23 protein-coding genes are annotated in these 25882 nt (G+C 51.6%); 15 read left to right on the top strand and 8 right to left on the bottom strand.

Annotation, left to right across the window (positions count from 1 at the left end):
* Nucleotides 1-2562 carry a DNA mismatch repair protein MutS gene (mutS, locus tag IDSA_RS03400; protein ID WP_034774186.1) on the bottom strand — a complete coding sequence of 854 codons (2562 nt, stop codon included), beginning with the start codon at nt 2560-2562 and terminating at the stop codon, nt 1-3.
* 52 nt (nt 2563-2614) lie between these two features.
* On the opposite strand from mutS, the gene IDSA_RS03405 reads away from it, so the two are divergent.
* Genes IDSA_RS03405 through IDSA_RS03415 form a run of 3 tightly spaced genes read left to right on the top strand, consistent with a single transcriptional unit; the run spans nt 2615 to nt 5249 of the window.
* Nucleotides 2615-3097: a CinA family protein gene (locus IDSA_RS03405; protein WP_034774189.1), complete on the top strand. Its 483-nt coding sequence runs from the start codon at nt 2615-2617 to the stop codon at nt 3095-3097.
* A gap of 58 nt (nt 3098-3155) precedes the next feature.
* The gene (gene recA / locus IDSA_RS03410) at nt 3156-4223 is read left to right on the top strand and encodes a recombinase RecA (RefSeq protein ID WP_034774191.1); all 1068 of its coding nucleotides are present in this window, start codon (nt 3156-3158) and stop codon (nt 4221-4223) included.
* A gap of 15 nt (nt 4224-4238) precedes the next feature.
* Nucleotides 4239-5249, top strand: coding sequence for a patatin-like phospholipase family protein (locus tag IDSA_RS03415; protein WP_034774193.1), 1011 nt, complete (start codon nt 4239-4241; stop codon nt 5247-5249).
* A 74-nt stretch (nt 5250-5323) separates the two neighbouring features.
* Here IDSA_RS03415 and putP read toward each other — a convergent pair whose 3' ends face one another.
* The 7 genes from putP to pspF are packed head-to-tail and all read right to left on the bottom strand — an operon-like array spanning nt 5324 to nt 13258.
* A complete protein-coding gene (gene putP / locus IDSA_RS03420) occupies nt 5324-6838 on the bottom strand; it encodes a sodium/proline symporter PutP (protein ID WP_034774194.1) in 1515 nt (504 codons plus the stop codon).
* Between the two features lie 4 nt (nt 6839-6842).
* Complete coding sequence (locus IDSA_RS03425; protein WP_034774196.1) at nt 6843-7643, bottom strand: ATP-binding cassette domain-containing protein; 801 nt, start codon at nt 7641-7643, stop codon at nt 6843-6845.
* A complete protein-coding gene (locus IDSA_RS03430; protein ID WP_034774199.1) occupies nt 7636-8631 on the bottom strand; it encodes an oligopeptide/dipeptide ABC transporter ATP-binding protein in 996 nt (331 codons plus the stop codon). The genes IDSA_RS03425 and IDSA_RS03430 overlap by 8 nt, the downstream gene beginning before the upstream one ends.
* Nucleotides 8628-9524 (bottom strand): ABC transporter permease subunit, encoded by an 897-nt coding sequence (locus IDSA_RS03435; protein WP_034774203.1) that lies wholly within the window; start codon nt 9522-9524, stop codon nt 8628-8630. The genes IDSA_RS03430 and IDSA_RS03435 overlap by 4 nt, the downstream gene beginning before the upstream one ends.
* Complete coding sequence (locus IDSA_RS03440; protein ID WP_034774206.1) at nt 9511-10542, bottom strand: ABC transporter permease; 1032 nt, start codon at nt 10540-10542, stop codon at nt 9511-9513. Before IDSA_RS03440 ends, IDSA_RS03435 begins: the two co-directional genes overlap by 14 nt.
* The gene (locus IDSA_RS03445) at nt 10539-12185 is read right to left on the bottom strand and encodes an ABC transporter substrate-binding protein (RefSeq protein WP_034774209.1); all 1647 of its coding nucleotides are present in this window, start codon (nt 12183-12185) and stop codon (nt 10539-10541) included. The genes IDSA_RS03440 and IDSA_RS03445 overlap by 4 nt, the downstream gene beginning before the upstream one ends.
* Nucleotides 12182-13258 carry a phage shock protein operon transcriptional activator gene (pspF, locus tag IDSA_RS03450; RefSeq protein ID WP_034774212.1) on the bottom strand — a complete coding sequence of 359 codons (1077 nt, stop codon included), beginning with the start codon at nt 13256-13258 and terminating at the stop codon, nt 12182-12184. The genes IDSA_RS03445 and pspF overlap by 4 nt, the downstream gene beginning before the upstream one ends.
* Before the next feature lie 227 nt (nt 13259-13485).
* Between pspF and pspA the strand changes: the two genes are divergently transcribed.
* The 12 genes from pspA to IDSA_RS03510 all read left to right on the top strand — a co-directional run bounded on the left by pspA (nt 13486) and on the right by IDSA_RS03510 (nt 25819).
* Nucleotides 13486-14166, top strand: a complete 681-nt coding sequence (pspA, locus tag IDSA_RS03455) for a phage shock protein PspA (protein WP_034774215.1) — start codon at nt 13486-13488, stop codon at nt 14164-14166.
* Between the two features lie 55 nt (nt 14167-14221).
* Nucleotides 14222-14455 carry an envelope stress response membrane protein PspB gene (gene pspB / locus IDSA_RS03460; RefSeq protein WP_034774218.1) on the top strand — a complete coding sequence of 78 codons (234 nt, stop codon included), beginning with the start codon at nt 14222-14224 and terminating at the stop codon, nt 14453-14455.
* Nucleotides 14455-14847: an envelope stress response membrane protein PspC gene (gene pspC / locus IDSA_RS03465; protein WP_034774221.1), complete on the top strand. Its 393-nt coding sequence runs from the start codon at nt 14455-14457 to the stop codon at nt 14845-14847. The genes pspB and pspC overlap by 1 nt, the downstream gene beginning before the upstream one ends.
* A gap of 116 nt (nt 14848-14963) precedes the next feature.
* Entirely contained in the window at nt 14964-16211 is a 1248-nt protein-coding gene (gene megL, locus IDSA_RS03470) for a methionine gamma-lyase (protein WP_051986036.1), read from the top strand.
* Nucleotides 16204-16998: a phenylalanine 4-monooxygenase gene (phhA, locus tag IDSA_RS03475; protein WP_034774224.1), complete on the top strand. Its 795-nt coding sequence runs from the start codon at nt 16204-16206 to the stop codon at nt 16996-16998. The genes megL and phhA overlap by 8 nt, the downstream gene beginning before the upstream one ends.
* Before the next feature lie 22 nt (nt 16999-17020).
* Nucleotides 17021-17362, top strand: a complete 342-nt coding sequence (locus IDSA_RS03480; protein WP_034774227.1) for a 4a-hydroxytetrahydrobiopterin dehydratase — start codon at nt 17021-17023, stop codon at nt 17360-17362.
* Between the two features lie 126 nt (nt 17363-17488).
* A complete protein-coding gene (tyrR, locus tag IDSA_RS03485; RefSeq protein WP_034774230.1) occupies nt 17489-19048 on the top strand; it encodes a transcriptional regulator TyrR in 1560 nt (519 codons plus the stop codon).
* 236 nt (nt 19049-19284) lie between these two features.
* Nucleotides 19285-20364, top strand: a complete 1080-nt coding sequence (gene hppD, locus IDSA_RS03490; protein WP_034774233.1) for a 4-hydroxyphenylpyruvate dioxygenase — start codon at nt 19285-19287, stop codon at nt 20362-20364.
* The gene (locus tag IDSA_RS03495) at nt 20357-21490 is read left to right on the top strand and encodes a homogentisate 1,2-dioxygenase (protein WP_034774236.1); all 1134 of its coding nucleotides are present in this window, start codon (nt 20357-20359) and stop codon (nt 21488-21490) included. Before hppD ends, IDSA_RS03495 begins: the two co-directional genes overlap by 8 nt.
* Before the next feature lie 21 nt (nt 21491-21511).
* A complete protein-coding gene (locus IDSA_RS03500; protein WP_034774239.1) occupies nt 21512-22534 on the top strand; it encodes a fumarylacetoacetate hydrolase family protein in 1023 nt (340 codons plus the stop codon).
* A gap of 11 nt (nt 22535-22545) precedes the next feature.
* Nucleotides 22546-23187 (top strand): maleylacetoacetate isomerase, encoded by a 642-nt coding sequence (gene maiA / locus IDSA_RS03505; RefSeq protein ID WP_034774243.1) that lies wholly within the window; start codon nt 22546-22548, stop codon nt 23185-23187.
* 145 nt (nt 23188-23332) lie between these two features.
* On the top strand, nt 23333-25819 hold the full coding sequence (locus IDSA_RS03510; protein WP_198024030.1) for a S9 family peptidase: 2487 nt from the start codon (nt 23333-23335) through the stop codon (nt 25817-25819).
* Nucleotides 25820-25882 lie beyond the last annotated feature (63 nt).

The following is a 25882-nucleotide window of genomic DNA, read 5'->3' on the forward strand; positions in this document are numbered from 1 at the left end:
TCAGTCACCGAAGCGCTGCTGCCACTGATGCAGTAGCTGCAGCGCTGCCAATGGCGTGAGCTCGTTCAGATTCAGCTTACTCAACTCAGTTGCCAACGGGTGAGGGGCCGGACTAACCGGCGGCTGCGGGGCGACAGCTTCAGCAGCAGGGCTATGCTCCGCACGATCACTGCGTTCCAGCAACTGCAGATGGCGCCTGGCAGCATCCAGTACTGATTCCGGCAAGCCCGCTAACTGCGCCACCTGTACGCCAAAACTGCGACTTGCAGCCCCTTCCAGCACCTGATGCTGAAATACTATGGTATCGCCATGTTCGACGGCGTTCACGTGCACATTAGCGCAGCCAGCATGGCTACCTATGGATTGCGTTAATTCAAAGTAATGGGTCGCAAACAAAGTCAGCGCCCGGTTAGTCTCCAGCAAAGCTTCAGCGCAGGCCCAGGCCAGCGCCAGCCCGTCATAGGTTGAGGTGCCGCGGCCAATTTCATCCATCAGTACCAGACTTTGCGGCGTCGCGTTGTGCAGGATGTTCGCTGCCTCCGTCATTTCCACCATAAAAGTCGACCGACCGGAAGCCAGGTCGTCTGAAGCGCCAATGCGGGTAAATATACGGTCCAGTGGTCCAAAAGTGGCGCTGGTGGCCGGCACGAAGCTGCCACAATGTGCCATCACGGCAAGCAGGGCAGTCTGCCGCATGTAGGTTGATTTACCGCCCATATTCGGGCCGGTAATCAGTAATAGCCGGCGATCAGGCTGTAATTCCAGGTCATTGGCAATAAATGGCTCAGACTGCAAGCGCTCGATAACAGGATGGCGCGCACCAGTCAGGTAAATACCTTCCGTCTTGCTGAGCTGGGGCCGCTGGTAATCATGGCTTTGCGCCTGCCCGGCAAAACTGCGCAGCACATCAATTTCACTAAGCGCCACGGCGGTTTGCTGCAGCTCGCTGAGTTGCTCGCTCAGGCGATCCAGGAGCTGTCCATATAGCCATTTTTCGCGGGCTAAGGCGCGGCTCTGGCTCTGCAATACCTGGTCTTCATAGGTTTTCAGTTCAGCAATAATATAGCGTTCGGCGTTTTTCAGTGTTTGTCGCCGCTGATAATCGGCCGGAACCAGATGCGCCGCGGCGCGACTGGTTTCAATATAGTAGCCGTGCACTCTGTTAAAGCCGACTTTGAGGGTATTGATGCCGGTACGTTGCCGTTCGCGGCGCTCAATTTGTTGCAGGAAGTCGGTGGCACCGGCTGCCAGCCGGCGTTGTTCGTCCAGCTCGGTGTCGTAGCCGTCAGCGATCACGCCACCATCCCGGATCAGCATGGGTGGTTGCTCAATAATGGCTTGCTGTAGCAGTTCAGCCAGTGCCGGGAAGCGACCGATTCTTGCGGTCCAGCTTTGTAGCGCCGGACTGTTGAGCGCAGTATGGAGGTTGGGCAGTATGCCGAAGGCGGTGCGCAGCCTGGCTAAATCGCGGGGGCGGGCGCTGCGTAAGCCAACCCGGGTGAGAATGCGTTCAAGATCACCAACCTGGCGTAATAACTGGCGTAGTAAGGGCAGATCAAGCTGCTGCAGTGCTGCGACCGCATCATAACGCTGTGCTATTTGCTGGTGATCACGTAACGGGCGCTGCAGCCACCGGTGCAACAGCCGGCCGCCCATGGCCGTTGCGGTTTCATTAAGAATGTCGAACAACGCGGTCGGCGCACCGCTCAGGGATTTCACCAGTTCCAGGTTTCTGCGGGTAGCGGCATCGAGCTGAACGGCTTCTTCATTGGCTTCTGCGACAATGGCATTGATATGGGGTAAGGCAGCGCGCTGGGTGCTGCGGACATAATTGAGAATGGCCCCCGCTGCGCCCAGGGCCTGGGGCAGGTGTGACACACCAAAACCGTCGAGGTGCTGAACGCCGAATTGCCGCTGCAGCAGTTGCACTGCACTGTCATGCTCAAATTCCCAGTCAGGGCGGCGGCGAACGCAGTCACAAGTGACCCAGCCGGTGTTCCACTGCCAGGTATCAGGATGTAAGATTTCGGCCGGCTGCAGGCGCTGCAGTTCGGTTTGTAGCTCTGTCTCATTGCCGCATTCAAGCACACTGAAGCGGCCGCTGGCCATGTCCAGGCTGGCAATGCCAAAGGTATCTCCCGGGGCGACCGCAATCAATAGGTTTTCGTTGGCCGACAGTAGCGCTTCATCGGTTACTGTACCCGGGGTCAAAATTCGTACCACCTGACGTTCAACCGGCCCTTTGCTGGTGGCCGGATCGCCAATTTGTTCACAGATGGCGACGGATTCACCAAGCTGTAACAGCCGCGCCAGATAGCCTTCAGCGGCATGGTAAGGTACGCCGGCCATAGGTATAGGTTTACCGTTGCTGGCACCTCTCTGGGTCAGAGAAATATCCAGCAGTTCAGCTGCACGCCGGGCGTCATCGAAGAATAATTCATAAAAATCGCCCATGCGGTAGAATAAAAGGGTGTCCGCATGTTCTGACTTGATGCGCATATATTGCTGCATCATTGGTGTATGTGAAGAAAGATCAGCCAGCTTATTTGTTGCGTCCGACATGCCTGTTATTATCCGTTATTAAGTCGATTGCGAGCGATTTGGGAGAAGCTAAATGGTACCACAAAGTACAACAGATTCAGCAGCAGAATTAGGGCGCTGGTTGTTGGCGCGGGGATGGACGGTGGCGACGGCTGAATCCTGCACCGGCGGCGGAATGGGTTATGCTATTACCACAGTCCCCGGTAGCGGACAGTGGTTTGCCGGTGGCTTTATTACGTATATGGATGAAGTAAAGCATGATGTGCTGGGCGTTGCGAAAGAGGTTATACAGCAGCACGGCGCGGTATCGGCGGAAACCGCAGAGGCGATGGCATGCCATACATTGGAGCAAGTTGGGGTCGATGTGGCAATCTCGACCACAGGCATTGCCGGACCTACTGGCGGTAGTAAGGAAAAACCGGTCGGGCTGGTGTGGTTCGGGCTGGCCTGGGCCGATCAATGTATCAGTTGGCAGCACCATTTTCCGGGTGATCGTGAAGCGGTCAGAATCGCTGCTATTGAACATGCTTTAACAAGTTATAAAAAAATACCTTGATACTGTATAAAAACACAGTATACTCAAATCAACAGCTACCAACAGAATGGACATTAGCATGAGCAACGACAGACAAAAAGCCCTTGATGCAGCACTCGGCCAGATTGAACGCCAGTTTGGTAAAGGTTCTATTATGCGACTCGGTGATAACCGGGCGCTGGATATCGACTCGGTATCTACGGGCTCATTAGGGCTTGATATTGCATTAGGTATTGGCGGACTGCCGTACGGCCGCGTAATTGAAGTTTATGGTCCTGAATCCAGTGGTAAAACCACGCTGACCTTACAGGTTATCGCGCAGGCACAGAAGCAGGGGAAAACCTGTGCTTTTGTGGATGCGGAGCATGCCCTTGACCCGATTTACGCCAAAAAGCTTGGCGTGAACGTCGACGAGCTACTGGTGTCGCAGCCTGATACCGGCGAGCAGGCGCTGGAAATATGTGACATGCTGGTGCGTTCCGGCGCCGTTGATGTCGTGGTAGTCGACTCCGTTGCCGCCCTGACTCCGAAAGCGGAGATTGAAGGCGAAATGGGTGATACCCATGTGGGCTTGCAGGCGCGGCTGATGTCTCAGGCACTGCGTAAATTGACTTCTAATATTAAAAAATCAAACACCATGTGTATTTTCATCAACCAGATCCGGATGAAAATTGGTGTCATGTTCGGCAACCCTGAAACCACCACCGGCGGTAATGCTCTGAAATTTTACTCATCGGTGCGGTTGGATATTCGCCGTACCGGCGCAGTGAAAGAGGGTGATGAAGTTATTGGTAATGAAACCCGGGTAAAAGTGGTCAAAAATAAAGTTGCGCCACCATTTAAACAGGCTGAATTCCAGATCCTTTATGGTTCAGGCATTTCAAAAGACGGCGAGCTCATTGATTTAGGTGTGAAGCAGAAAATTGTCGATAAGGCCGGTGCTTGGTATAGTTACCAGGGCGATAAAATTGGGCAAGGTAAAGCCAATGCGATGAAATTCCTTGCGGAAAACCCTGCCATAGCAGCCGATATCGAGAGTCAGATTCGCGAGCAATTACTGGCGAAGCCGGTAAAAGAAGATTCGGCGGCTGAAAAAGCAGCTAAGTCATCAAAGGATGCTGAATTTAATGATGACGAGTTAATTTAATTTCAGGAAGAATGTATGAATGACATCCAGATAGCTTTAGCGCTAGGTTCTGGTGCCGCTCGCGGCTGGTCTCATATCGGAGTAATAAAAGCTCTGAAAGAAATGGGAATCAATGTAAAAATTGTTGCAGGCACATCAATCGGCTCCTTAGTAGGGGCCGGTTTTGCTTCCGGTCGTCTGGATGAGGTTGAGGAGTGGGTGCGCGACATGGGCCGCTGGCAGGTTTTTAATCTGCTTGATTTCGGCTTTAGCCATGGCGGTATCATTCAGGGCGAGAAAGTTTTTGGACATGCCCGTGAACGGTTCGGCTCGGTGTCAATTGAAGACCTTAAGATGGTGTTTGGTGCGGTAGCTACCGATCTCTATACCGGTCGGGAAGTCTGGTTACGGGAAGGTGATATTTATGATGCTGCACGTGCCTCCTGCGCGATGCCCGGTTTACTAGCACCCTGTTCAAATAACGGTCGTTGGTTAGTTGATGGCGGTCTGGTAAACCCGGTTCCGGTGTCACTATCGAGAGCTTTGGGAGCTGAGTTCGTTATTGCCGTACACCTGAATTCACAACTAAATACGGCCGCGATTGAACAGCGGTCACGGCATACAGCGCCGCAGGTTGATCCCGAAATTGATGTGAACGGCGAGATGCGGGCAATTGACTCCAGGCCGGCTGAAGCTAAGGTACCAGGGGAAGCTGAGCAGGACGAAGAAGGCTTCTTCAGAAACTTCGTCAGCGCCAGTCAGGATTACTGGGACTCGATGAAGGAGCGCTTTTCCACCCCGTCAGTGAAAGCTCCGGGAATGTTTGGCGTAATGGCCGGCGCTATAGATATCATGCAGGAGCGTATCACTAAGGCGCGTATTGCCGGCGATCCACCTGATATATTGATTCAGCCAAAGCTCGGTCATATCGGCTTGCTTGAGTTTGAACGGGGCAACGAGGCGATCGACATTGGCTATGAGTCAACCATGCGTATGAAAGAGTATATTCTGAGTGAACTCGAACTTTATAGCGAACGTTTGGGATAGTTTAGGATGTAAAAGAAAAGCCCCGGCAGCTATCAAACTGCCGGGGCTTTTTTGTTTGCCTGAAGCATGTTCAGTTAATCAAAAGAACGTTCCATTTTCTCAAAGGTATCCGTCAGCTCTTTGGCAGGTGGAGCCGTCAGTTTGCTAACGATGATGACCGCCAGCGTACAGAGAATGAAGCCAGGAATGATTTCATACACGTAGCTGCTGATGGTATTGCCATTAATCGCCGGCACGTAGATGCAGAATAGCACGGTAGCGGCACCAACCAGCATACCGGCAAGCGCGCCGTGACGGTTCATACGGCGCCAGAACAGGCTAAGAATAATCACTGGTCCGAATGCCGCACCAAAGCCAGCCCAGGCGTTTGCTACCAGGCCAAGAATGGTATTGTTAGGATTCCATGCCAGCGCGATTGCGACTAAGGAAACAATAAGCACTGAAATGCGACCGATCAGTACCAGTTCTTTATCGCTGGCGTTTTTACGCAAGAAGGCATTATAGAAATCTTCCGTAAGCGAACTGGAGGTGACCAGCAACTGCGAAGAGATGGTACTCATAATTGCCGCCAGTATTGCCGCCAGCAGGAAGCCACCGATAAGGGGGTGGAACAGGAACTGCGAGAAGATGATAAAGATGGTTTCAGCGTCAGCCAGCACCATTTTGGTTTCGGCAACGTAGGCGATACCTACAAAACCGGTTGCCATAGCGCCAATGATGGAAACGAACATCCAGGTAATGCCGATACGGCGCGCCGCCGGAATGTCTTTTACTGAGCGGATGGCCATAAAACGGACAATGATATGAGGCTGGCCAAAATAGCCAAGGCCCCATGCCAACAGGGAAATAATCCCTAAAAAGGTGAGGCTATTGGTCGCAGCGTCCGGGTTCCCGGCATCGGTGAAGAAGCCAAGATAGTCCGGGTTCATTGACCCCACCGCGGCAGTAACATCGCCGAGTCCGCCGAGTTCTGTGAAGGCGACAATAGGCACCAGCACCAGCGCGACAAACATAATACAGCCCTGCACAAAGTCGGTCATGCTGACGGCCAGGAAGCCGCCGAACAGCGTATAAGCACAGACTACACCCGCAGTGATCCACAGGCCGGTGTTGTAATCCAGACCAAAGGAGCTGTCAAACAGCTTGCCACCGGCGACCAGACTGGCAGATGTGTAGAGCGTAAAAAACACCACGATGACAATCGATGAAAAGACCCGGAGCATACGCGTCCGGTCATCAAAGCGATTGGCGAAATAGTCAGGAATAGTGATGGAATCATTGGCAACTTCGGTATAAGTGCGCAGACGGGGGGCCACAATGATGTAGTTAAGATAGGCACCAACAAGCAAGCCCACCGCAATCCAGAGTTGTGATACGCCGGATATATAGATGGCACCGGGCAGTCCCATGAGCATCCAGCCGCTCATGTCGGAAGCGCCGGCTGACAGGGCTGTTACTGCGGGCCCCAACTGACGTCCGCCAAGCATATAGCCAGATAGATCTGCGGTTGATTTTTTATATGCGTAGAGGCCAATGCCCAGCATGGCAATAAAATAGAGCGCTAGTGAAATAAGCGTACCTGTTTCCAAAGCGTTACTCCTGTATTGTTGAGTGAGTCAGCACATTATGTTTGCTCTCAGCGTGCAATAAATTTTTTGTTAATTCTTGCTGAGGATTTTTTATCAGTGCTTCGGTGGTTCCAAACTCGATCAGTCTACCATGATGCATTATCAATATCTTGTCAGCGATATGTTTCACGATCTCCGCCGAATGGGTGACGAAAATGAACGAAATACCCATATCTTGCTGCAAATCCAGCATTAGATTTATAATCTGCGCACGAATCGAGGGGTCTAATGCGACGAAGGCTTCATCGGCTACGATAATCTGCGGTTCAAGGATAATGGCGCGGGCAATACATACCCGTTGTTGTTGGCCACTGGATAACATATGTGGATAGAAATTATAGTGATCAGGAAGCAATCCCACTTTGCGCAGGGTTTCAACAACATGACTGGTTTTCTTTTCCTGATCCCAGTCGGTATTAAAATGTAATGGTTCAGCAAGCTGCGCACCAACGCTGGTTTCCGGGTTCAGCGACCGTAGCGCATCCTGGAATATCATCCGGATATGCTGACAGCGCTGCCGGTAGTTATGTGGATCCAGTCGTTGACCGTTAAGAAATATATCACCCTGACTGGGCACCTCAGCACCAGCGATAAGCTTGGCGATAGTGGATTTGCCTGAGCCGGTCTCGCCCATAATGGCGAGGGTTTCGCCCCGTTCCAGGCTAAAACTTATTGGCTCGAGCGCGCATATTTTCTTACCCGGAAGCCAGCCTGTCTTATGAATATAATATTTACTGATATCAACCACTTCCAGCACTTTAGTCATGACTATCTACCTCGATCAGCGGGTAGTGACAGGCAAATTCATGCTTTTTATAAGAGCGCAGCGGTGGTTGTTCGATGCAGGCGCGGCGGGCATTAGGGCAACGCGGGCCAAGCCGGCAACCAATGGGCATATGCTGCAGCGTCGGGATAGCGCCGGTCAGGGTTGGCAGGCGGCTTTTGGGCTTGGTCTCCGAGCTGAACAGGCTGGTGCTTAACATGGCGCCGGTATAAGGCTGCACCGGTTCACGCATCACATCCTCGGTGGGACCGGTTTCCATAAGCTGGCCACAGTACACTAAGCTGATACGCTTACTTTCAGGTATGACGGCGGTTAAATCCTGGGTGATCATTAAAATCGACATCCCATCACCGGCGCTGAGTTTTGCCAGCAACCGATAGATCTGCGAACGCATATTGGGTTCCATGGCGGTCGTGGGCTCGTCAGCAATAAGCAGCTTGGGTCGGTGAGCGATAGCCATAGCGATACTTATTTTCTGTGCCACCCCATCAGAGAGTTCAAAGGGGTAGCTCTCGAGGATAGCGTCATGGTCTTTAATACCAACGCGATGCATGAGTTCCTCAGCGCGCTTTTGTATCTGCTTACGCCGCGTCAGTATGTTGCCGGGTAGGTCATGGCTGGGAATCGACTCGCGTAGTTGCTCGCCAACCGTGCTATTGGGATCCAGATAGGTACCCGGATTCTGGAATATCATCGCCATATCCCGGCCGGTGATTTGCCGGCGCTGCGCACGGCTCAGGGCCAGCAGGTCGTACTGGCGCCACCAGAGCCGATCAGCGGTAATTTTCCAGCGCGGGTTAATAAAGCCAAGAATAGCTTTAGCGAGCAGGCTTTTACCTGAGCCGGACTCGCCAATCAAGGTATGGATTTCGCCTTCAGCCAGCTGCAAGCTGAGTTTATCAATGACCCGCACTGGGCCATTACTGGTTTCAATTTCGATGCTTAGGTTACGGATATCAAGAATATTCATACGTTACGCACCCGTTCCTGAATTGCCGTGCGAATGCTGTCACCCAGCACGTTAATTGACAGTATGGTCAGGAACAACGCTATGCCGGGCAGTACCATAGTCCAGGGTGATAAATAAACCTGATCAAGACTACGGGCCAGCATGGTGCCCCACTCAGGCGCCGGCGGCTGCACGCCCAGCCCCAGAAAGCCGAGGGCGGCGATATCCAGGATGGCGGTAGACAGCGCCAGCGTGAGCTGCATCACCACTACTGTGGTGATGTTCGGGAAGATAACCCGGGTTAACAGATACCAACGGGAGCATCCGTTCAGCCGCGAAGCGGTAACGTATTCTTTGTAGCGTTCATCGTAAATGGCGTTGTGCACACTATGAATAAATTGTGGGATCAGAACCAGGGTGATGGCAATCATCACGTTATGCAGCGCTGGCCCCAGAATCGCGATAATCACCAGTGCCAGCAACAGTGAAGGAATGGACAAAATCACATCAAGCATATGGTTCAGCGTAGAGGACTGTACACCGCTGCTCATCCCTGCCCAGGCGCCAATAGTAATGCCAATAGTTGCGGCAATGGCGACGGCCAGAATCGGGTACCCGAGGCTGTACACGGAACCGGCGATAATTCTTGAGAGCAGATCCCGGCCCAAATCATCGGTACCGAACAGAAAGCGTATTTCGCCTTCATCGTGCCAGGAAGGGGGATGGGAGATAGCATCGGCAAATTGTTGATCGGGGCTGTAAGGTGTTATCAGCGGCGACAACACCATGATGACCATCAGAATGCCTAGAATATAAAGCGCCGCAACCGCATAGGGGTTGGTATTCATATGCAGCCATATCTGCCGTAGCGGCGATGGTTCACGCTGCTGGAAGTAAATACTAGCGTTCGGCATAAAGCTCCTTACGCACCTGTGGGTAGTGCCAGGCGTGGAAGAGTTCCACCAGCACATTAACCAGCAAAATGAGCGCGGCGAGGGTCAGTAGCCCCCCTTGCAGAACGGGATAATCCCGCTCATAAATACTTTTTACCAGCCAGCTACCGATGCCCGGCCAGTTAAAGATCATTTCGGCAATGATGATATTACTCATCAGAATACTAAACTGCAGACCTAACTGGCGGACCACTGGTTGCATGGCATTCGGCAGGCCGTGGCGCAACATGATCCGGGCTTCGCTGAGGCCCCGGGCGCGCGCCGCGCGGATATAATTTTTCTGCAGCACATCCAGCATAGCATCCCGGGTGATCCGGATTAACATCGTCAGCGGCATAACTGCCAGCACGATAACAGGCAGCCATAGGTGATTTAAGGCATCGGCAAAAGCGGCCGCGCGATAGGGCACATCGCTGAGCACAATATCGGTGAGAATTGAACCGGTAACGACGTCAATATCAAATAAGGGATTGATCTGGCTGGAGATAGGCGTCCAGCCGAGCTTGACCGCGAACAGCAGGATCAGTAGCTGAGCCAGCCAGAACACTGGTACCGAGTAGGCGCTGAGACTGATCCCCATGATGATGGTATCGGCCGGACGGTGAAGATTTAGCGCCGCATAGAGGCCCAGAGAAACGCCAAACACCAAGGATATCAGCATAGCGAGAATGCTTAGTTCCAGCGTTGCGCCGAGCAGCGGCAAGATGTCGTCGAAAACCGGCCGCTGGGTGACCAGGGATTGCCCCCAGTTACCACTCAACAGGTGCTCAAGGAAGTGCCAGTACTGGGTGAATATCGACTGGTCAAAGGCGTAAGCCTGACGGGCAATATTGTACGCGAACTCGTCGCCGGCGCGGATACCGGTCATATTTGTCAGCGGGTCGCCGGGAAACAGGTAATTCAGCAGAAAAATAAAAATTGTCAGCAGCCACAAGGTAATGACCAGCAGAAATAACCGGCGCAGGCTGTAATAAATCATGGCTTCGGCTCCCCTGCGGTCATATCTTCAGGGGCAACTTTGCGTGCTTTGCGAAAACTCAGTCCGCCGTATGGCGGTAACTCCACGCCCTTAATATCACTGCGATGAGCCTGGAAGCGCAGTGAGTTGGCGATGGGCACTAAAGGGACCTTCTCTAATACGTAGTTTTCGATATCCTGATAAATAGCTTTACGCGCCGCCTGGTTGGTTTCACTGATAGCATCGACCAGCAGCTTATCAAATTCGGGATCACACCAGTTAGCCCGGTTGCTGCCGCTACGCGCGGCGGCGCAGCTCAGAATAGGGCGAAAGAAATTATCCGGATCCGCGTTATCCGCCACCCAGCCAATCAATACGCTGTCATGTTCGTTACGGGCCAGCCGGCGACGGAAGGCATTCCATTCGTAGCTGACTATATCGGCATTGACGCCGATGCGAGCCAGATCGGATTGGATCAGTTCGGCCATACGCTGGGCATTCGGGTTATACGCCCGCTGAACCGGCATGGCCCAGATATCCATACTAAACCCATCGGGATAACCGGCCTCGGCCAGTAGTTGCCGTGCGCGTTCCGGATCATAAGGATACGTCTGATCCTGCTCGCTGAACGCCCAGGAGGTTTCTGGCAGAACCCCTGACGCCAGCCGGGCATTACCGTTGTAGATGGTCTGGATGATAGCAGGGCGGTTGATAGCGTGCGCCAGCGCGCGGCGAACCATTGGCTGATCAAAAGGTGGATGTTCGGTATTAAATGCCCAGAACGCAATGTTTGGGTTTACTTCACTGGTTACTTCGATTTCGGTGTCTGAAGCGAGTTTCGCCAGCTCATCCACCAGCGGATAAGGGATGACATCGCATTCCCCGGTGATGAGTTTTAGCATACGCTTATTGGCGTTGGGGGTGATCACGTAAACCAGCTGTTCAATATAAGGGCCTTCGCGCCAGTAATCTTCGTTGCGGGTGTAACGAATAACAAAGTCTTTACGGAACTCCACGAACTGAAAAGGTCCGGTGCCTATCGGCTGGCGGTCAATTTGCTGTGGTGCAGCCAGGTGCATAAGCTCGGCACCATATTCGGCCGAAAGGATAACCGCAAAATCAGTCGCTAAATTAGCCAGAAATGAACTGTCAGGGCGCACCAGGTGAAAATCCACAATATGATCATCAACCCGTTCAATGCGATCGATAAGATGAATTAAACCGCTGGAAACAAAAAACGGGTACTGACCGCCATTTACATCGTGATAGGGGTGTTCGTCCTGCAGCCAGCGGTTAAAGCTGAACAGGACATCGTACGCATTAAATTGCCGGTCGGGCGTAAACCATGGGGTCGACTGAAATGCGACATTCTCGCGCAAATGAAAACGGTAACGTAAGCCCTTATCAAGCGCTTCCCAACTGGTTGCCAGTGCCGGCACAAATTGCTGTTGTCCGGAATCATAATCGATCAGCCGATCATAAATTTGCGCCGAGGTAGCATCAATGGTGGTCCCTGAGGTACCAAGCTGAGGGTTAAAGCTTTCGGGGTTGCCTTCTGAGCAATAAATCAAGCCTTGTTCAAGTGGCGCAATCTCTTCGCTGGGTGGGCTGCAGCCCAGGATAAAGAGACATTGCGTCGCTAACAGTGCGGCCAGAGTTCTCATGATGCGGACTGTCCCTCGAGCAGTTGATACTTCTTAAGATAACCTCGTAACTGATGGTAGGTCAGCCCTAATAGTTCAGCAGTCTTTTTCTGATTAAACTGAGCGTGCTGCAGAGCTTGTTGCAACACATCCATTTCAAAGTTAGCCGTAACCTCTTTAAAATCTATGGTTCCTTTCGAGAAGTCGGGCAAACTCGACATGCTCTCGGCCGGTGGCGCCGGAGCGGCGTCATCCGCCGGTTCGACAGTCTGCTGAGTCGGCTGTGAACGGTGTGGGGCAGGGCTTGGGCGCCATGGACTGGCAAAAGGATCAAGCACAATGTCGTTAACCGGAATGTGGCCGCTGGCGATACGGTAAACTGAGCGCTCGACGGCGTTTTTCAACTCCCGGACATTGCCAGGCCAGTAGTGGTTAAGCAGCGTGTGTCGGGCTTTTTCGGTGAAACCGCTGAACAGTTCGTACTTTAATTCACGAGCCATCTGCACGGCGAAATGTTCGGCCAGCAACAGGATATCTTCACGCCGCTCACGCAATGGCGGCAGGGTAATGACGTCGAAGGCCAGCCGGTCCAGCAGGTCAGCGCGAAACTTACCCTGATCGGCGAGGGTGGGTAAGTCTTCATTGGTCGCCGCAACCAGGCGGACGTCCGTTTGTACCGTGCGGCTGCCGCCCACACGTTCAAATTCACCGTATTCAATAACGCGGAGAATTTTTTCCTGTACTAAGGACGAGGTGTTAGCGAGTTCGTCAAGAAACAGCGTGCCGTTATCCGCGCGTTCGAACCGGCCTTCGTGACGCTTCTGTGCACCGGTAAAGGCACCGGCTTCGTGGCCGAACAGTTCACTCTCCAACAAGCTTTCGCTAAGCGCGGCACAGTTGAGTTTAAGATAGGTTTGTTGCCAGCGTTGTGACAGAAAATGCAGACGCGCGGCGATTAACTCCTTGCCGGTACCGCGCTCACCAATAATGAGCACTGGCTTATCAAGTGGCGCTATTTGCGATACTTGCTCCAGTACGGTCAGAAAGCTGTTAGCCTGGCCAATTAAATTATCGGCTTCGTGAAGACGGCTCATTGCTGCACCATTAGTTACACCACAATTTTAATTATTGGTTATTGGTGAAAATGACTAATTATTAGTGTATTTGATAACACCACCGCGTCAACGTATTTTTTCCTTCAGATAAAACAAACCAGCAAAAACATGGGTTTAGCTTAATCTGGAAAAGTTGGCACGGTACATGCAACTCTACTCGTGACCGTCAATGTGACAGCACATTTAAATTTTATGAGGACACGAATATGGGTATCTTTTCACGTTTTACTGATATCGTAAATTCCAATATCAATTCTTTGCTTGATAAAGCCGAAGATCCTGAAAAAATGGTTCGCCTGATTATTCAGGAAATGGAAGATACGTTAGTTGAAGTTCGTTCTACCTCAGCGCGCCTGATTGCCGAGAAGAAAGACACTGAACGGCAGATGAACCGCTTTAAAAAAGAAGTAGCTGAGTGGGAATCAAAAGCTGAGCTGGCGTTAAGCAAGGATCGTGATGATCTGGCTCGCCTGGCATTGCAGGAAAAGAAAAAAGCCGGTGATCATGTTGCCAGCTTGCAGGCAGACATTGATCGTATCGACGAGCATCTGAATCGTATGAACGATGAAGTCGGTCAGTTGCAGGAAAAACTTGCTGATGCCAAAGCTCGTCAGAAAACTATCATCATGCGTCAACGCGCCGCTAGTACTCGTCTTGATGTTAAAAAGACTATAGATAGTGGCAAAATTGATGATGCAATGTACCGTTTTGAGCGCTTTGAAGCTAAGATCGATGATCTTGAATCGCAGGTTGATGCTTATGACCTGGGCAAGCGGACGCTGCGCGATGAATTTGCCGAGCTGGAAGGTGCGGATAAAATTGACGCCGAGCTGGATGCATTAAAAGCGCGCGTGAATAAAAACAAGAAATCTGCTGATGCGGAATAACTGAGCACCCGCCTTGCGGGTGTTCATTCACTCTAAATAATGAGAAGACACTATTATGGATTCTATCGCTGAACTTATGGTAGCCCCGATTATTATCTTTATGGTGATTGTGGCACCGATCTGGATTGTGATGCATTACCGCAGCCAGAGAAAAATAAGCCAGGGTCTGACGGAAGAAGAAATTGCTCAGTTGCAGACGTTGGCCCGGCAGGGTGAACAGATGCGGGAACGCATCAAAACCCTGGAGTCGATACTCGATGCGGAAGCACCAAAGTGGAGGGAGCGCTAATGGCTACCGAAACTTCAAGAAAAACGCTTTATCGCGATAAAAAGCACGCTAAAATTGCCGGGGTGTGCGCCGGCATAGCGAACTATTTCAATATTGAAACCTGGTTAGTCCGGATCATCGCGGTCACCGCCGTGATATTTGGTCACGGTTTTGTGGTGGTGATTTATATTGCCGCCTGGATGATTCTTGATGAAAAGCCCGTTGCTGCAAATAACGGTGACCACGACCCCATCGAACTGAAAACCAAGGTATGGCAGGCGGGTGAACCGCCGCGCCGTGCGCTGCGTGAGGTTAGTACTGATTTCGGTGAACTGGAACAGCGGTTACAAAACATCGAACGCTACGTGACATCGAATGCGTACAAAATTGATCGGGAACTGAACCAGCTTTAACCGGCAAGTGGAAAAATAGCGTTACACTTTATTTGCTCGTCATCTATTCAGTCGCTGTTGCGTTGCACTGAGGCAGGATGCACTCTTACTGACCACTGTAAGAGGACATTCTGCCAATGCGCAAAAATAATAACGACAATACGCAATGGCAGCCAGCAACACTGACCATCCATGGCGGCAAACGTCCGGATGAGCATGGCGCGCTGGTTGCACCGCTATACCAAACAGCAACATTTTCATTTACCAATACCGAGCAGGGCTCCGCGCGGTTCGCCGGCGCTGAGCCAGGCTATGTTTATTCCCGTCTGGGTAACCCCACCACCGATGAACTGGAACGCCGGGTAGCTGCATTAGAAGGCTACCCATGCGCCGCCGCCACAGCCACGGGTATGGGCGCTATTTCAGCGGCAATGCTGGCGTTTTTACGGCACGGTGATCATGTCCTTATTTCCGATGCCGTATATGGCTGCAGCTATGCTTTGTTTTCGCATCTGTTTACCCGCTTTGGTATTGATGTTGATTTTGTCGATATGGCAGACCCTGATGCAACGCAGGCAGCAATGCGTCCTGCTACCCGTCTGCTATTCGTGGAGTCGCCGGCAAATCCGCATCTGAAAGTAATAGATATTTCCGTAGTTTCCGCTATCGCTCATCAGGGCGGCGCCCGGGTTATTGTTGACAATACCTTTATGACGCCGTTGTTACAGCAGCCCGTGAAGCAGGGCGCTGATCTGGTTATTCACAGCGCGACTAAGTATCTGAACGGCCATGGCGATGTCGTGGCCGGTATTATCTGCGGTAATGCGGACGATATAGCGCTGATAAAAAGTACTACACTTAAAGATATGGGGGCGACCATGAGCCCTCATGATGCCTGGTTGATTTTACGCGGCCTGAAAACGCTGGATGTACGTATGCAACGGCATTGCCAGAATGCGGCAGAAGTAGCCCAGTACCTGCAACAGCATCCGCAGATCGATGCCGTGCATTTTCCCGGTTTTGCCGATCACCCGGCGCAGCGGCTGATGGGCACGCAGATGCATGGAGCCGGTGCGGTCATTGCATTTGAACTGAAGGGTACGCTGAATGATGCCCGAGCGGTATTAGACCAGTTGCAGCTGATTACTATCGCAGTTAGTCTGGGCGACGCTGAAACTTTGATTCAGCATCCCGCCTCAATGACGCATTCTGCATATCCGCAGGAAGCGCGATTACAGGCCGGGATCACAGATACCCTGATCCGCCTGTCGGTGGGGCTGGAAGCTGTAGAAGATATTATTGCCGACCTGGACCAGGCACTGAGCTATGTGGCGGCTACGGCCGTTACCGGAGAGCAGAAGGGGGAAGAAGTCAGTTATGGGTAAACAAAGTAAGTATGTTTCAAGACAGCCTGATGAAAACGGGATCATTCACTGGAGTGACGAAGAAAACGCGATCTGGCGTGATCTGGTTGAGCGTCAGTTAATTCATATTCCTGGCAAGGCCTGTGATGAGTACATGCACGGACTGGAACTGATTGACCTGCCACGCGACCGGATTCCACAGCTGCATGAACTTAACGAAGTGCTGGAAGCGACCACGGGCTGGCAGGTCGCTCAGGTTCCGGCGCTGATACCGTTCGATAAATTTTTTGAGTTGCTGGCGAATAAGAAATTTCCGGTGGCAACTTTTATTCGCACCCGCGAAGAATTTGACTATCTGCAGGAGCCAGACATTTTCCACGAAGTTTTTGGCCACTGTCCGCTACTCACAAACCCGGCGTTTGCCCATTATACGCACCAGTATGGCAAACTTGGCCTGGCGGCAAGCCCGAAAGAGCGGGTTTATCTTGCCCGGTTGTACTGGTTTACTGTTGAGTTTGGTCTGATGCAGACAGAGCAGGGGCTGCGCATTTACGGCGGTGGTATTTTGTCGTCGCCGGGCGAAACCGAATATGCGATTCACAGTGATAAGCCGGAGCGTAAGCCGCTGGTAGCGCTGGATGCGTTGCGCACGCCTTACCGGATCGATATTATGCAGCCGATTTACTACACTATTCCGAGTGCAGACGAATTATTTAAAATTTCCGATTTGGATATTATGGCATTGGTGCGGGAAGCGATGGAGCTGGGCTTATTTGAGCCTAAATTTCCACCGAAAGACGCAGCCTGATAAATTTTTTATAGGAGTGGTCATGTCTGATTTAGAAAAACAAAAATGTGAAGCCTGTAATGCTGATGCACCGCAGGTAACGGACGAAGAACTGGCAGATTTAATGCGTAAAGTTCCAAACTGGACCCCGGTAGTGCGGGACGGCGTTATGCAGTTGGAACGGGAGTTTAAATTTAAGAATTTTAAACTGGCGCTGGAATTTACCAATAAGGTTGGTGAAATTGCAGAAGACGAATTCCATCATCCGACGCTGGTCACTGAATGGGGTAAAACTACGGTTACCTGGTGGACCCACGCTATTAACGGCTTGCATAAGAATGACTTTATCATGGCCGCACGTACCGACAAGCTATTAGAAGATTAGTCTCGCGCGCCTGGCGCTGAGATGATCGGACCAGCAACAAAGCCTCCGGTGGGATGACCACCGGAGGCTTTTTAGTGTATACTTTAGTTTACATATTCTTTATCGGACCCTACAACGGCTGGCTCTATGCGTTTGGAAATTACTTGTGATGACCGGCTTGGCCTGTGTCAGGATGTATTGCAGATACTGCGTGACCATGAAATTGACTTGCGCGGTATTGAAGTTGATCCCCGCGGTAAAATTTTTCTCAACTTTCCGGAACTCGAATTCGCCGATTTTCAGCACCTGATGCCCGAGATCCGGCGTATTCCGAATGTGAAAGATGTCAAAACCGTGCCCTTTATGCCGTCAGAACGGGAACACTTCGAATTCAGCTTATTGCTGCGCAAACTACCCGACCCGGTGCTGTCAGTTGATGCCCGAGGGATCATTGATATAGCTAACGACGCCGCGCAACAGACCCTCTCTGACGCCCGTCAGCAGATAACCGGCACTTCAATCGGCCAGTGGCTGAGCGGTTTTAACGTAGTGCGCTGGCTTGAGCGGCAACCCAAAGACGATATTCTTGAGCAGGTAAGTATCGGCGGCGCTAAATACTTCGCTGACTTGTTGCCGATCTGGGTAACCGATGAAACCGGCCGTACCAGTTTCGCTGGCGCTGTTGTCACCTGCAAGCCGCAGCCACTGAGTGGTCAATGGCAGCGTGGCCATCATAGTGATGCCTTTAGCCAGATAGTCACTGAGCATCCGCAGATGAAGCGGTTGCTGAAAGAAGCCGCCCGTATGGCTGAACTGAGCGTACCGCTATTGATACAGGGCGAAACGGGCGTCGGTAAAGAGTTGCTGGCCAGAGCCTGTCATCAGGCGGGTAACCGCGCGCCGCAGCCATTTCTGGCGGTCAATTGTGCGGCCTTGCCTGATAACGTTGCGGAAAGCGAACTGTTTGGTCATGGTAAAGGCAGCCTGGGGCCTCATACCGAAGCCAAAAAAGGCATTTTTGAACAGGCCAATGGCGGTACTGTATTGCTGGACGCGGTCAGCGAGATGTCGAATGAATTACAGGCCAAGCTCCTGCGATTTATTCAGGATGGCCGCTTCCGCCGCATTGGTGAAGAGCAGGAAGTAGAAGTTGATGTACGCATTATCTGCTCCGTGCAGGACGACCTACTGGATCGCGTTGCCTCCGGTGAGTTTCGCGAAGACCTCTATTACCGGCTGAATGTACTGACGTTGGTGATACCAGCGCTGCGGGACCGGCGTTCGGACATACCGTTACTGGCAGATTACTTTAGCTTACAGACCTGCCACAAACTCGGCCGGAGTCTGATTACACTGAACCGGAGTTGCCGCGAGCGGTTACAGAATTATCAGTGGCCGGGCAATGTCAGACAGCTCGAAAACGTTTTGTTCCGGTCAATTTCGATGCTTGATGGGGAACGGCTGAGTGCCGATGACCTGCAGTTGCCCGAGTCGCTTGCGGCCCACGAGAGTGTCGCGGTAGAGCTGGGAGATCGGACCCTTGATGAAGCCGTTAAGAAGTTTGAAAGCACCATTTTGAGCCGGTTGTATCCTGCTTATCCCAGTACCCGGCAGCTGGCCAGGAAACTGGGCTTATCCCATACCGCGGTGGCCAATAAACTGCGTGAATATAAAATTGGTAAGCAGCGCCCGAAAAAGCGTCTGTAAACAGATGATGACAGCGGCGGCGCCTGGTAAATCAGCGCAACCCATAGATTTTGGCGGTCCTGGGCAGGTGCCCGGTTCAGTGTACGCATTAGTTTACAAGGCGGCCGCGCGACGCACTGCCGGCTTTTACGGTCAGGCACTGGTCAAATAGCCTAATCTGGCGCTAAATAGGCCAGTAAAATTCGACTTACAGCGGCTGCACGGCAGTCTGCTTATTATAATCACAGGAGTCCGAAATGACTGATATTAACTATAATCCACTACAGACCAACGGCTTTGAGTTTGTTGAATATGCTGCCCCGAACAGCGAGGGTATTGCTGCCCTTAAAGAACTTTTCGATAAGCTTGGCTTTACTGAAGTCGCTAAACACAAGCGCAAGGAAGTCTGGCTGTATAAACAGAACGACATTAATTTTTTAATCAACGCTGAAACCGGCGGTCAGGCTGAAGCCTTTGCTAAAGAACATGGCCCGAGCGTTTGCGGTATGGCGTGGCGCGTTAAAGATGCGCAACAGGCTTTTGATCACGCCGTGAAAAATGGCGCCAAGCCATTTAAACGCGACACCGCAGCAGGCGAGGCTGATTTCCCGGCGGTTTACGGTATTGGTGAGAGCGTACTGTATTTTGTCGATAACTATGCCGGCGAAGACAACATTTATGCCCAGGATTTTGATTTTTATGAAAACTGGGAAGCAAAAATGAAAGAGCACGCGGCCGGTCTGTATGAAGTTGATCACCTGACGCACAATGTATTTCGCGGCAACATGAATACCTGGGCCGGCTTTTACGAGCGCATTGGTAACTTCCGTGAAATTCGTTACTTCGATATCGAAGGCAAACTGACTGGCTTGCTGAGCCGGGCGATGACTGCGCCATGCGGAAAAATCCGGATCCCGATTAATGAATCTCATGATGATAAATCACAGATCGAAGAATACCTGCGTGAATATAAAGGCGAAGGTATTCAGCATATCGCTTTAACCAGTGATGACATCTACAAAACGGTTCGTGACCTGCGTGATATCGGTATGAAGTTTATGAAGACGCCGGATACCTACTACGACAAGATCGATGAGCGGGTTGAAGGCCATGAAGAAGATGTAGCAATGCTTAAAGAGCTGCAGATTCTAATTGACGGTGCGCCGATGAAAGACGGTATTTTGCTGCAGATCTTTACCAATACTGTGATTGGCCCGGTATTCTTCGAAATCATCCAGCGCAAAGGCAATGAAGGCTTCGGTGAAGGGAACTTCAAAGCGCTGTTTGAATCGATTGAAGAAGATCAAATCCGCCGTGGAGTGTTAAGCGATGCGTAAATGGATCAGCTTTCCGAAACAAGTCGGGGTGTCGTCCAAACAGGCGCACGCTGACTTTCCGGAGCAGGCGATTTATGAACGTGAAGTAGGCCGCAGTGGCTTTTTCGGGCCGGCGACGCATTTTCATCATCGGCATGCTCCTACCGGCTGGAGTCACTGGGAAGGCGAATTACGCCCCCATAACTATGACTTCAATAAACTGGACGGGGTGGCCGTGGAGTCGCCCTGGCAAGTCCCCGTGTTGTTGCATAACGCCCACTGCAAATTTCGTATCTGGCACTGTCGCGAGGATATGAAGTTTCTGGCCCGCAATGCCGATGGTGACGAGTTGCTGTTCGTGCATGAAGGGCGGGGTGAATTATTTTGTGACTACGGTCACATCACGCTGGAGAAAGGGGATTACTTCAGTATTCCCCGTTCGACCTCTTGGCGTATCCAGCCACTGGAACCCATGCAACTGGTGATGATTGAAGCCACTAATGGCTCGTACCAGCTGCCTGAGAAAGGGCTGGTGGGTAATCATGCCATCTTTGATCCGGCGGTACTGGATGTTCCGGATATTAATGAGCAGTTCAAAGCGCAATACAGTGAAGATGAATGGCAGGTGCAGGTAAAGCGGCACGATAAGATTGCCACTATTACCTACCCGTACAATCCGCTTGATGCTATTGGCTGGCACGGAGATCTGGCGCCGGTGCGTATTAACTGGCGGGATATCCGGCCGTTGATGAGCCACCGCTACCATCTGCCGCCATCGGCTCACACGACCTTTGTCGCCGATCGCTTTGTGGTTTGTACCTTTGTACCCCGTCCGATTGAATCCGATCCCGGCGCCTTAAAAGTGCCTTTTTATCATAATAATGACGATTATGATGAAGTCCTGTTCTATCATGAAGGAGACTTCTTTAGTCGCGACAACATTGATAAAGGGATGGTGACTTTTCACCCGGCTGGTTTTACCCATGGGCCACATCCGAAAGCATTTCAGGCCGGCCGTGAACATAAGAAGAAGTTCACTGACGAAGTGGCGGTAATGCTGGACACCCGTGATGCGTTGCAGATTGGTGACGCCTGTGCAACGGTGGAAAATCCGGACTATGTTTACAGCTGGAAAGCCCACGACTAACAAATAAAAACGAGAGAGTTTATGAAGTTTGCAAGTTATCGGAATGGAACCCGCGACGGCCAGTTGATGCTGGTCAGCCGTGATTTAACTAAAGCTATTGCCGTACCAGGCCTGGCCGCAACCCTGCAGGAAGTTCTGGATGACTGGGATGGTATTGCGCCGGAACTGGAGAAAGTCTACCAGGCACTGAATAAAGGTGAACTGACTGACGCCGAAAACTTTAACGAAGAGCTGTGCGAATCGCCGTTACCACGTGCTTATCAGTGGGCTGACGGCAGTGCGTATGTGAATCACGTCGAGCTGGTGCGGAAAGCGCGAAATGCTGAAATGCCGCCCAGTTTCTGGACTGATCCGTTAATGTATCAGGGCGGTTCGGATGATTTTCTGGGGCCAAAAGATGACATCGAAATGGCCGATACCAGCTGGGGTATTGATTTTGAAGCTGAGATCGCCATAATCACTGATGACGTGGCTATGGGCACGAACGCCGGGCAGGCTGGTGAATTTATCCGCCTTATTATGCTGGTCAATGATGTGTCGTTGCGTGGCCTGATTCCTAACGAACTGGGTAAAGGGTTCGGCTTCTTCCAGTCTAAACCCTCGTCAGCGTTCTCACCGGTGGCGGTGACCCCTGATGAGTTAGGTGACGTCTGGCGCGACAATAAGCTGCACCTGCCGCTGTTAAGTACGTATAACGGTGAAGCTTTTGGTAAACCCAATGCCGGCGAAGATATGACCTTTGACTTTGCCCGGCTGATTGAACATGCCGCCAAAACCCGTCATCTGAATGCGGGCACCATTATTGGTTCAGGTACGGTATCCAATAAACAGGGTACTGATCATGGTAGTGCAATCAAGGAAGGTGGCGTTGGTTACAGTTGTATTGCCGAAGTCCGGATGATTGAAACCATACGTGATGGCAAGCCAGCGACCGGTTTTATGCAGTTCGGTGATACCATTCGCATTGAGATGAAAGATAACCAGGGGACCAGCATTTTTGGTTCCATTGATCAAAAAGTTGTTCAATACACGCAGCCGGAATAACGGAGCATGGCATGGAACTATATGGATACTGGCGCTCAAGCGCCAGTTATCGCGCTCGTATCGCGCTGAACTATAAACGCTTAGATTACAATTACCTTCCTGTGCATCTGCTGAACGATGGCGGTGAACAGCACAAACAAGCCTATAAACAGCTGAATCCAAATGAACTGGTACCGACCCTGGTAGACGGACGCAATGTTGTACACCAGTCACTGGCGATTATGGAGTATCTGGATGAGAAGTATCCGGGCCCTGCATTATTACCGGGGAAGGCGGCAAACCGTGCAGTCATTCGTGCGATGTCGCTGGATTTAGCCAGCGAACTGCAGCCACTTATCAATTTGCGGGTACAGCAATATCTGACGAAGCAGCTGGGGGTGAGCGATGAAGGGAAGTCCGCCTGGCTTCAGCATTGGTTCAAACTGAGCTTTACCGCATTTGAAACCAGCCTGAATGATAACGCCGGCACTTATTGTGTTGGTGATGAATTCTCGATGGCGGATATTTGTCTGGTTCCGCAAGTCTATAGCGCTGAACGCTTCGGTATCGATCTTAGCGATTACCCATGCTTGCGTGAAGTTTACGGGCGTTTGTCTGATTTGCCATGGGTTGCTGCGGCGCATCCGTCTAAACAACCGGATGCTGAAAATTAAGCTTAACCGCAGATACTTTTAGCTTCATCGCAATATCCTGATGCCCGGCTCGCAGTTTGCCGGGCATTTTGTTTTAATGTCACCAGTAATGCCTTCAGGAATGCCATCAAGAGTTCGATCACTGTTTTTTAAAAGGACGATAATAATGAAAACTAAACTGGCTCTGGCCATAGCGGCAGCACTGTTTACAGTTTCCTGCGCTAGCACAAGCGGTGTCGATGCGCAGCAGTCCGCGCAGGGGGTTAATAAACCCACAGCAGTAGTGCAACTGCAGGGGAATGAGCAGGCGGTAGCTAATACCGGCTTGTCCATCAGTAAAATCATGGCTGATCAGGACTGGGTAGCACGCTCTCCTGAAGACGCGTACTGGATGCACGACAGCAGTGGCGTTCTCTATGCGCAGAAGCGCGAAGGCAGCGAACTGCGCGATTGGTACCATTTGCCGCTTGATGCCGAAGAAGCGCATCAGGTGCCGCTGGATAAGCTGCACAACTATGCCTACCGTGATGCAGTTTACAACGCCGATCGCAGCATGATGGCTTACCTGTTCGAGGGCAATATTTTTGTCCGCGATCTGAACGCAAATGAAACGCGGCAGCTAACGCGGGATGAAGCGCGCCAGTCGCAGTTAGTATTTATGACGGACGGCCGCCTGGCCTATCGCGAACAGAATGACTTTTTCACTGTGGATCCCCGCACCGGTTTAATTCATCAGGTTGCCGCTTTAAAAACGGCTGACGCGCCTAAAGGGGTGACCGAGCCTGAAGACTTTATTGCCCGTGAGCAGGTTGATTTGATCAAGTTTGTTCAGAAAGAGCGCCAGGCTCGCAGCGAACGGCTGGCACGCGAACAGAAACTCGCTAAAGCCAATCCGTCAGTGGCGCCGGAACCCTTTTATCTGGGCAGTAAAAAGCAAATTGTAGCGGCCAATTTATCACCGGCTGGCGACAAAATGATTGTGGCGATATCGGATCCACAAAGCTGGCGTGATGAGTCAGATATTATGCCGAACTATGTGGCCGAAGATGCCCGGGTGAAAGCAGAACAAGCGCGGCGGCGGGTGGCTGATGCCAAGCCAGTCAAGCATAGTCTGTTGGTACTGGATCTCAATACTGGTGAACAAACTACCCTGACTTACAACACCTTGCCGGGCTGGAATGAAGACGTTTTAGCGGCGGTTAAGAAAGAGAACCATGAGGCGCAGGGCAAGACGTACAAGTCAGAGAAAAAGCCACGTCCGATTACGCTGATGCAGGACTGGGGCTGGGATGGCGGCGCCATTCGCTGGACCGATGATGGCCAGCAAGCTGCTGTTATGCTGGAAGCCTGGGATAACAAAGACCGCTGGATTGCGACCCTGGACTTTGCCGGCAAGCAGCTGGTAAATCAGCATCGCTTACATGACGATGCCTGGATTAACTACACCCATAACGAGTTCGGCTTTTTGCCGGGTTCAAATACGCTTTGGTTCCAGTCCGAAGAGGATGGCTATGCGCATCTTTACACCAAGGTGCCAGGTGGTAAGCAACGTCAGTTAACCAGCGGCCAGTTTGTTACTGAAGATCCGCAGGTGAATAAGCGCGGCGACTACATCTATTTCAGTGCGAATAAGACCCACCCCGGTAACTATGAAATTTTCCGGGTTCAGACTGAGACCGGTGAATTACAGCAGCTGTCTGTGCTTGGCGGAATTAACAACTATGAGTTGTCGCCCAACGAAGACCACTTATTGATCCGGCATTCAACAGCACTGAAACCTGAAGAACTCTATGTTCAGGAACTTGGTGAAGTCAGCGCGCAACAGCTAACCGATACAGTTACCGATGAATTCATGGCGGTTGACTGGACTGCCCCGGCGATTGTCGCGGTGCCATCAAGCCATGTCGATCACCCGATCTATTCGCGGGTTTATTATCCTGCCGACTATGATGAAAACCGTTCTGAAGCGTATCCGGCGGTGGTTTTCATTCACGGTGCAGGTTACCTGCAAAACGCTCATAGCGGCTGGTCGGGTTATCAGCGTGAGTTCATGTTCCATACCTTCCTGAATCAGCAAGGTTATGTGGTTATTGACCTGGATTATCGCGGTTCTAAGGGGTACGGCCGTGACTGGCGTACTGCTATTTACCGGCAGATGGGCACACCAGAGGTTGAAGATCTTATTGATGTGGTTAACTGGATGGGCGAAAACGCCAATGTTGATACGGACCGCGTAGGTACATATGGCGGGTCTTATGGTGGCTTCCTGACCTTTATGTCGCTGTTTAAGGAGCCCGGATTATTTAAAGCCGGAGCGGCTCTGCGGCCGGTCAGCGACTGGGCTCATTATAATACCGGTTATACTTCGAATATCCTGAATCTGCCAGATATTGATCCTATTGCTTATCGCCGTAGTTCGCCTATCTATTTTACTGAAGGCCTGCAGGATGCGTTGTTGATTAACGCGCCTATGGTCGACGATAACGTGTTCTTCCAGGATAGTGTCCGGGTGGTACAACGTTTGATTGAACACGAAAAAGAAGACTTTGAAACGGCGATCTACCCGGTAGAGCCGCACGGTTTCCGTCAGCCATCCAGCTGGCTGGATGAATATCGCAGAATCTTCAAGTTGTTTGAAGAAAACCTGAAGTAATACCCATCAGGCATAAAAAAACCGGAATCAGATGATTCCGGTTTTTTTTATGCGTCGACTAAA

Origin of the sequence: Pseudidiomarina salinarum, assembly GCF_000753715.1 — a bacterium.
GTDB lineage: Bacteria > Pseudomonadota > Gammaproteobacteria > Enterobacterales > Alteromonadaceae > Pseudidiomarina > Pseudidiomarina salinarum.

Excerpts from the sequence above, each read along its gene's own strand:
- IDSA_RS03480 (WP_034774227.1), top strand. The coding sequence starts at position 17,021 with ATGTCTGATTTAGAAAAACAAAAATGTGAAGCCTGTAATGCTGATGCA.
- hppD (WP_034774233.1), top strand. The coding sequence starts at position 19,285 with ATGACTGATATTAACTATAATCCACTACAGACCAACGGCTTTGAGTTT.
- IDSA_RS03440 (WP_034774206.1), bottom strand. The coding sequence starts at position 10,542 with ATGATTTATTACAGCCTGCGCCGGTTATTTCTGCTGGTCATTACCTTG.
- phhA (WP_034774224.1), top strand. The coding sequence starts at position 16,204 with ATGGGTAAACAAAGTAAGTATGTTTCAAGACAGCCTGATGAAAACGGG.
- mutS (WP_034774186.1), bottom strand. The coding sequence starts at position 2,562 with ATGTCGGACGCAACAAATAAGCTGGCTGATCTTTCTTCACATACACCA.
- pspB (WP_034774218.1), top strand. The coding sequence starts at position 14,222 with ATGGATTCTATCGCTGAACTTATGGTAGCCCCGATTATTATCTTTATG.
- IDSA_RS03415 (WP_034774193.1), top strand. The coding sequence starts at position 4,239 with ATGAATGACATCCAGATAGCTTTAGCGCTAGGTTCTGGTGCCGCTCGC.
- IDSA_RS03445 (WP_034774209.1), bottom strand. The coding sequence starts at position 12,185 with ATGAGAACTCTGGCCGCACTGTTAGCGACGCAATGTCTCTTTATCCTG.
- IDSA_RS03425 (WP_034774196.1), bottom strand. The coding sequence starts at position 7,643 with ATGACTAAAGTGCTGGAAGTGGTTGATATCAGTAAATATTATATTCAT.
- IDSA_RS03500 (WP_034774239.1), top strand. The coding sequence starts at position 21,512 with ATGAAGTTTGCAAGTTATCGGAATGGAACCCGCGACGGCCAGTTGATG.
- IDSA_RS03430 (WP_034774199.1), bottom strand. The coding sequence starts at position 8,631 with ATGAATATTCTTGATATCCGTAACCTAAGCATCGAAATTGAAACCAGT.
- IDSA_RS03405 (WP_034774189.1), top strand. The coding sequence starts at position 2,615 with ATGGTACCACAAAGTACAACAGATTCAGCAGCAGAATTAGGGCGCTGG.
- tyrR (WP_034774230.1), top strand. The coding sequence starts at position 17,489 with ATGCGTTTGGAAATTACTTGTGATGACCGGCTTGGCCTGTGTCAGGAT.
- maiA (WP_034774243.1), top strand. The coding sequence starts at position 22,546 with ATGGAACTATATGGATACTGGCGCTCAAGCGCCAGTTATCGCGCTCGT.
- recA (WP_034774191.1), top strand. The coding sequence starts at position 3,156 with ATGAGCAACGACAGACAAAAAGCCCTTGATGCAGCACTCGGCCAGATT.
- pspC (WP_034774221.1), top strand. The coding sequence starts at position 14,455 with ATGGCTACCGAAACTTCAAGAAAAACGCTTTATCGCGATAAAAAGCAC.
- pspA (WP_034774215.1), top strand. The coding sequence starts at position 13,486 with ATGGGTATCTTTTCACGTTTTACTGATATCGTAAATTCCAATATCAAT.
- IDSA_RS03495 (WP_034774236.1), top strand. The coding sequence starts at position 20,357 with ATGCGTAAATGGATCAGCTTTCCGAAACAAGTCGGGGTGTCGTCCAAA.
- megL (WP_051986036.1), top strand. The coding sequence starts at position 14,964 with ATGCGCAAAAATAATAACGACAATACGCAATGGCAGCCAGCAACACTG.
- IDSA_RS03510 (WP_198024030.1), top strand. The coding sequence starts at position 23,333 with ATGAAAACTAAACTGGCTCTGGCCATAGCGGCAGCACTGTTTACAGTT.
- pspF (WP_034774212.1), bottom strand. The coding sequence starts at position 13,258 with ATGAGCCGTCTTCACGAAGCCGATAATTTAATTGGCCAGGCTAACAGC.
- IDSA_RS03435 (WP_034774203.1), bottom strand. The coding sequence starts at position 9,524 with ATGCCGAACGCTAGTATTTACTTCCAGCAGCGTGAACCATCGCCGCTA.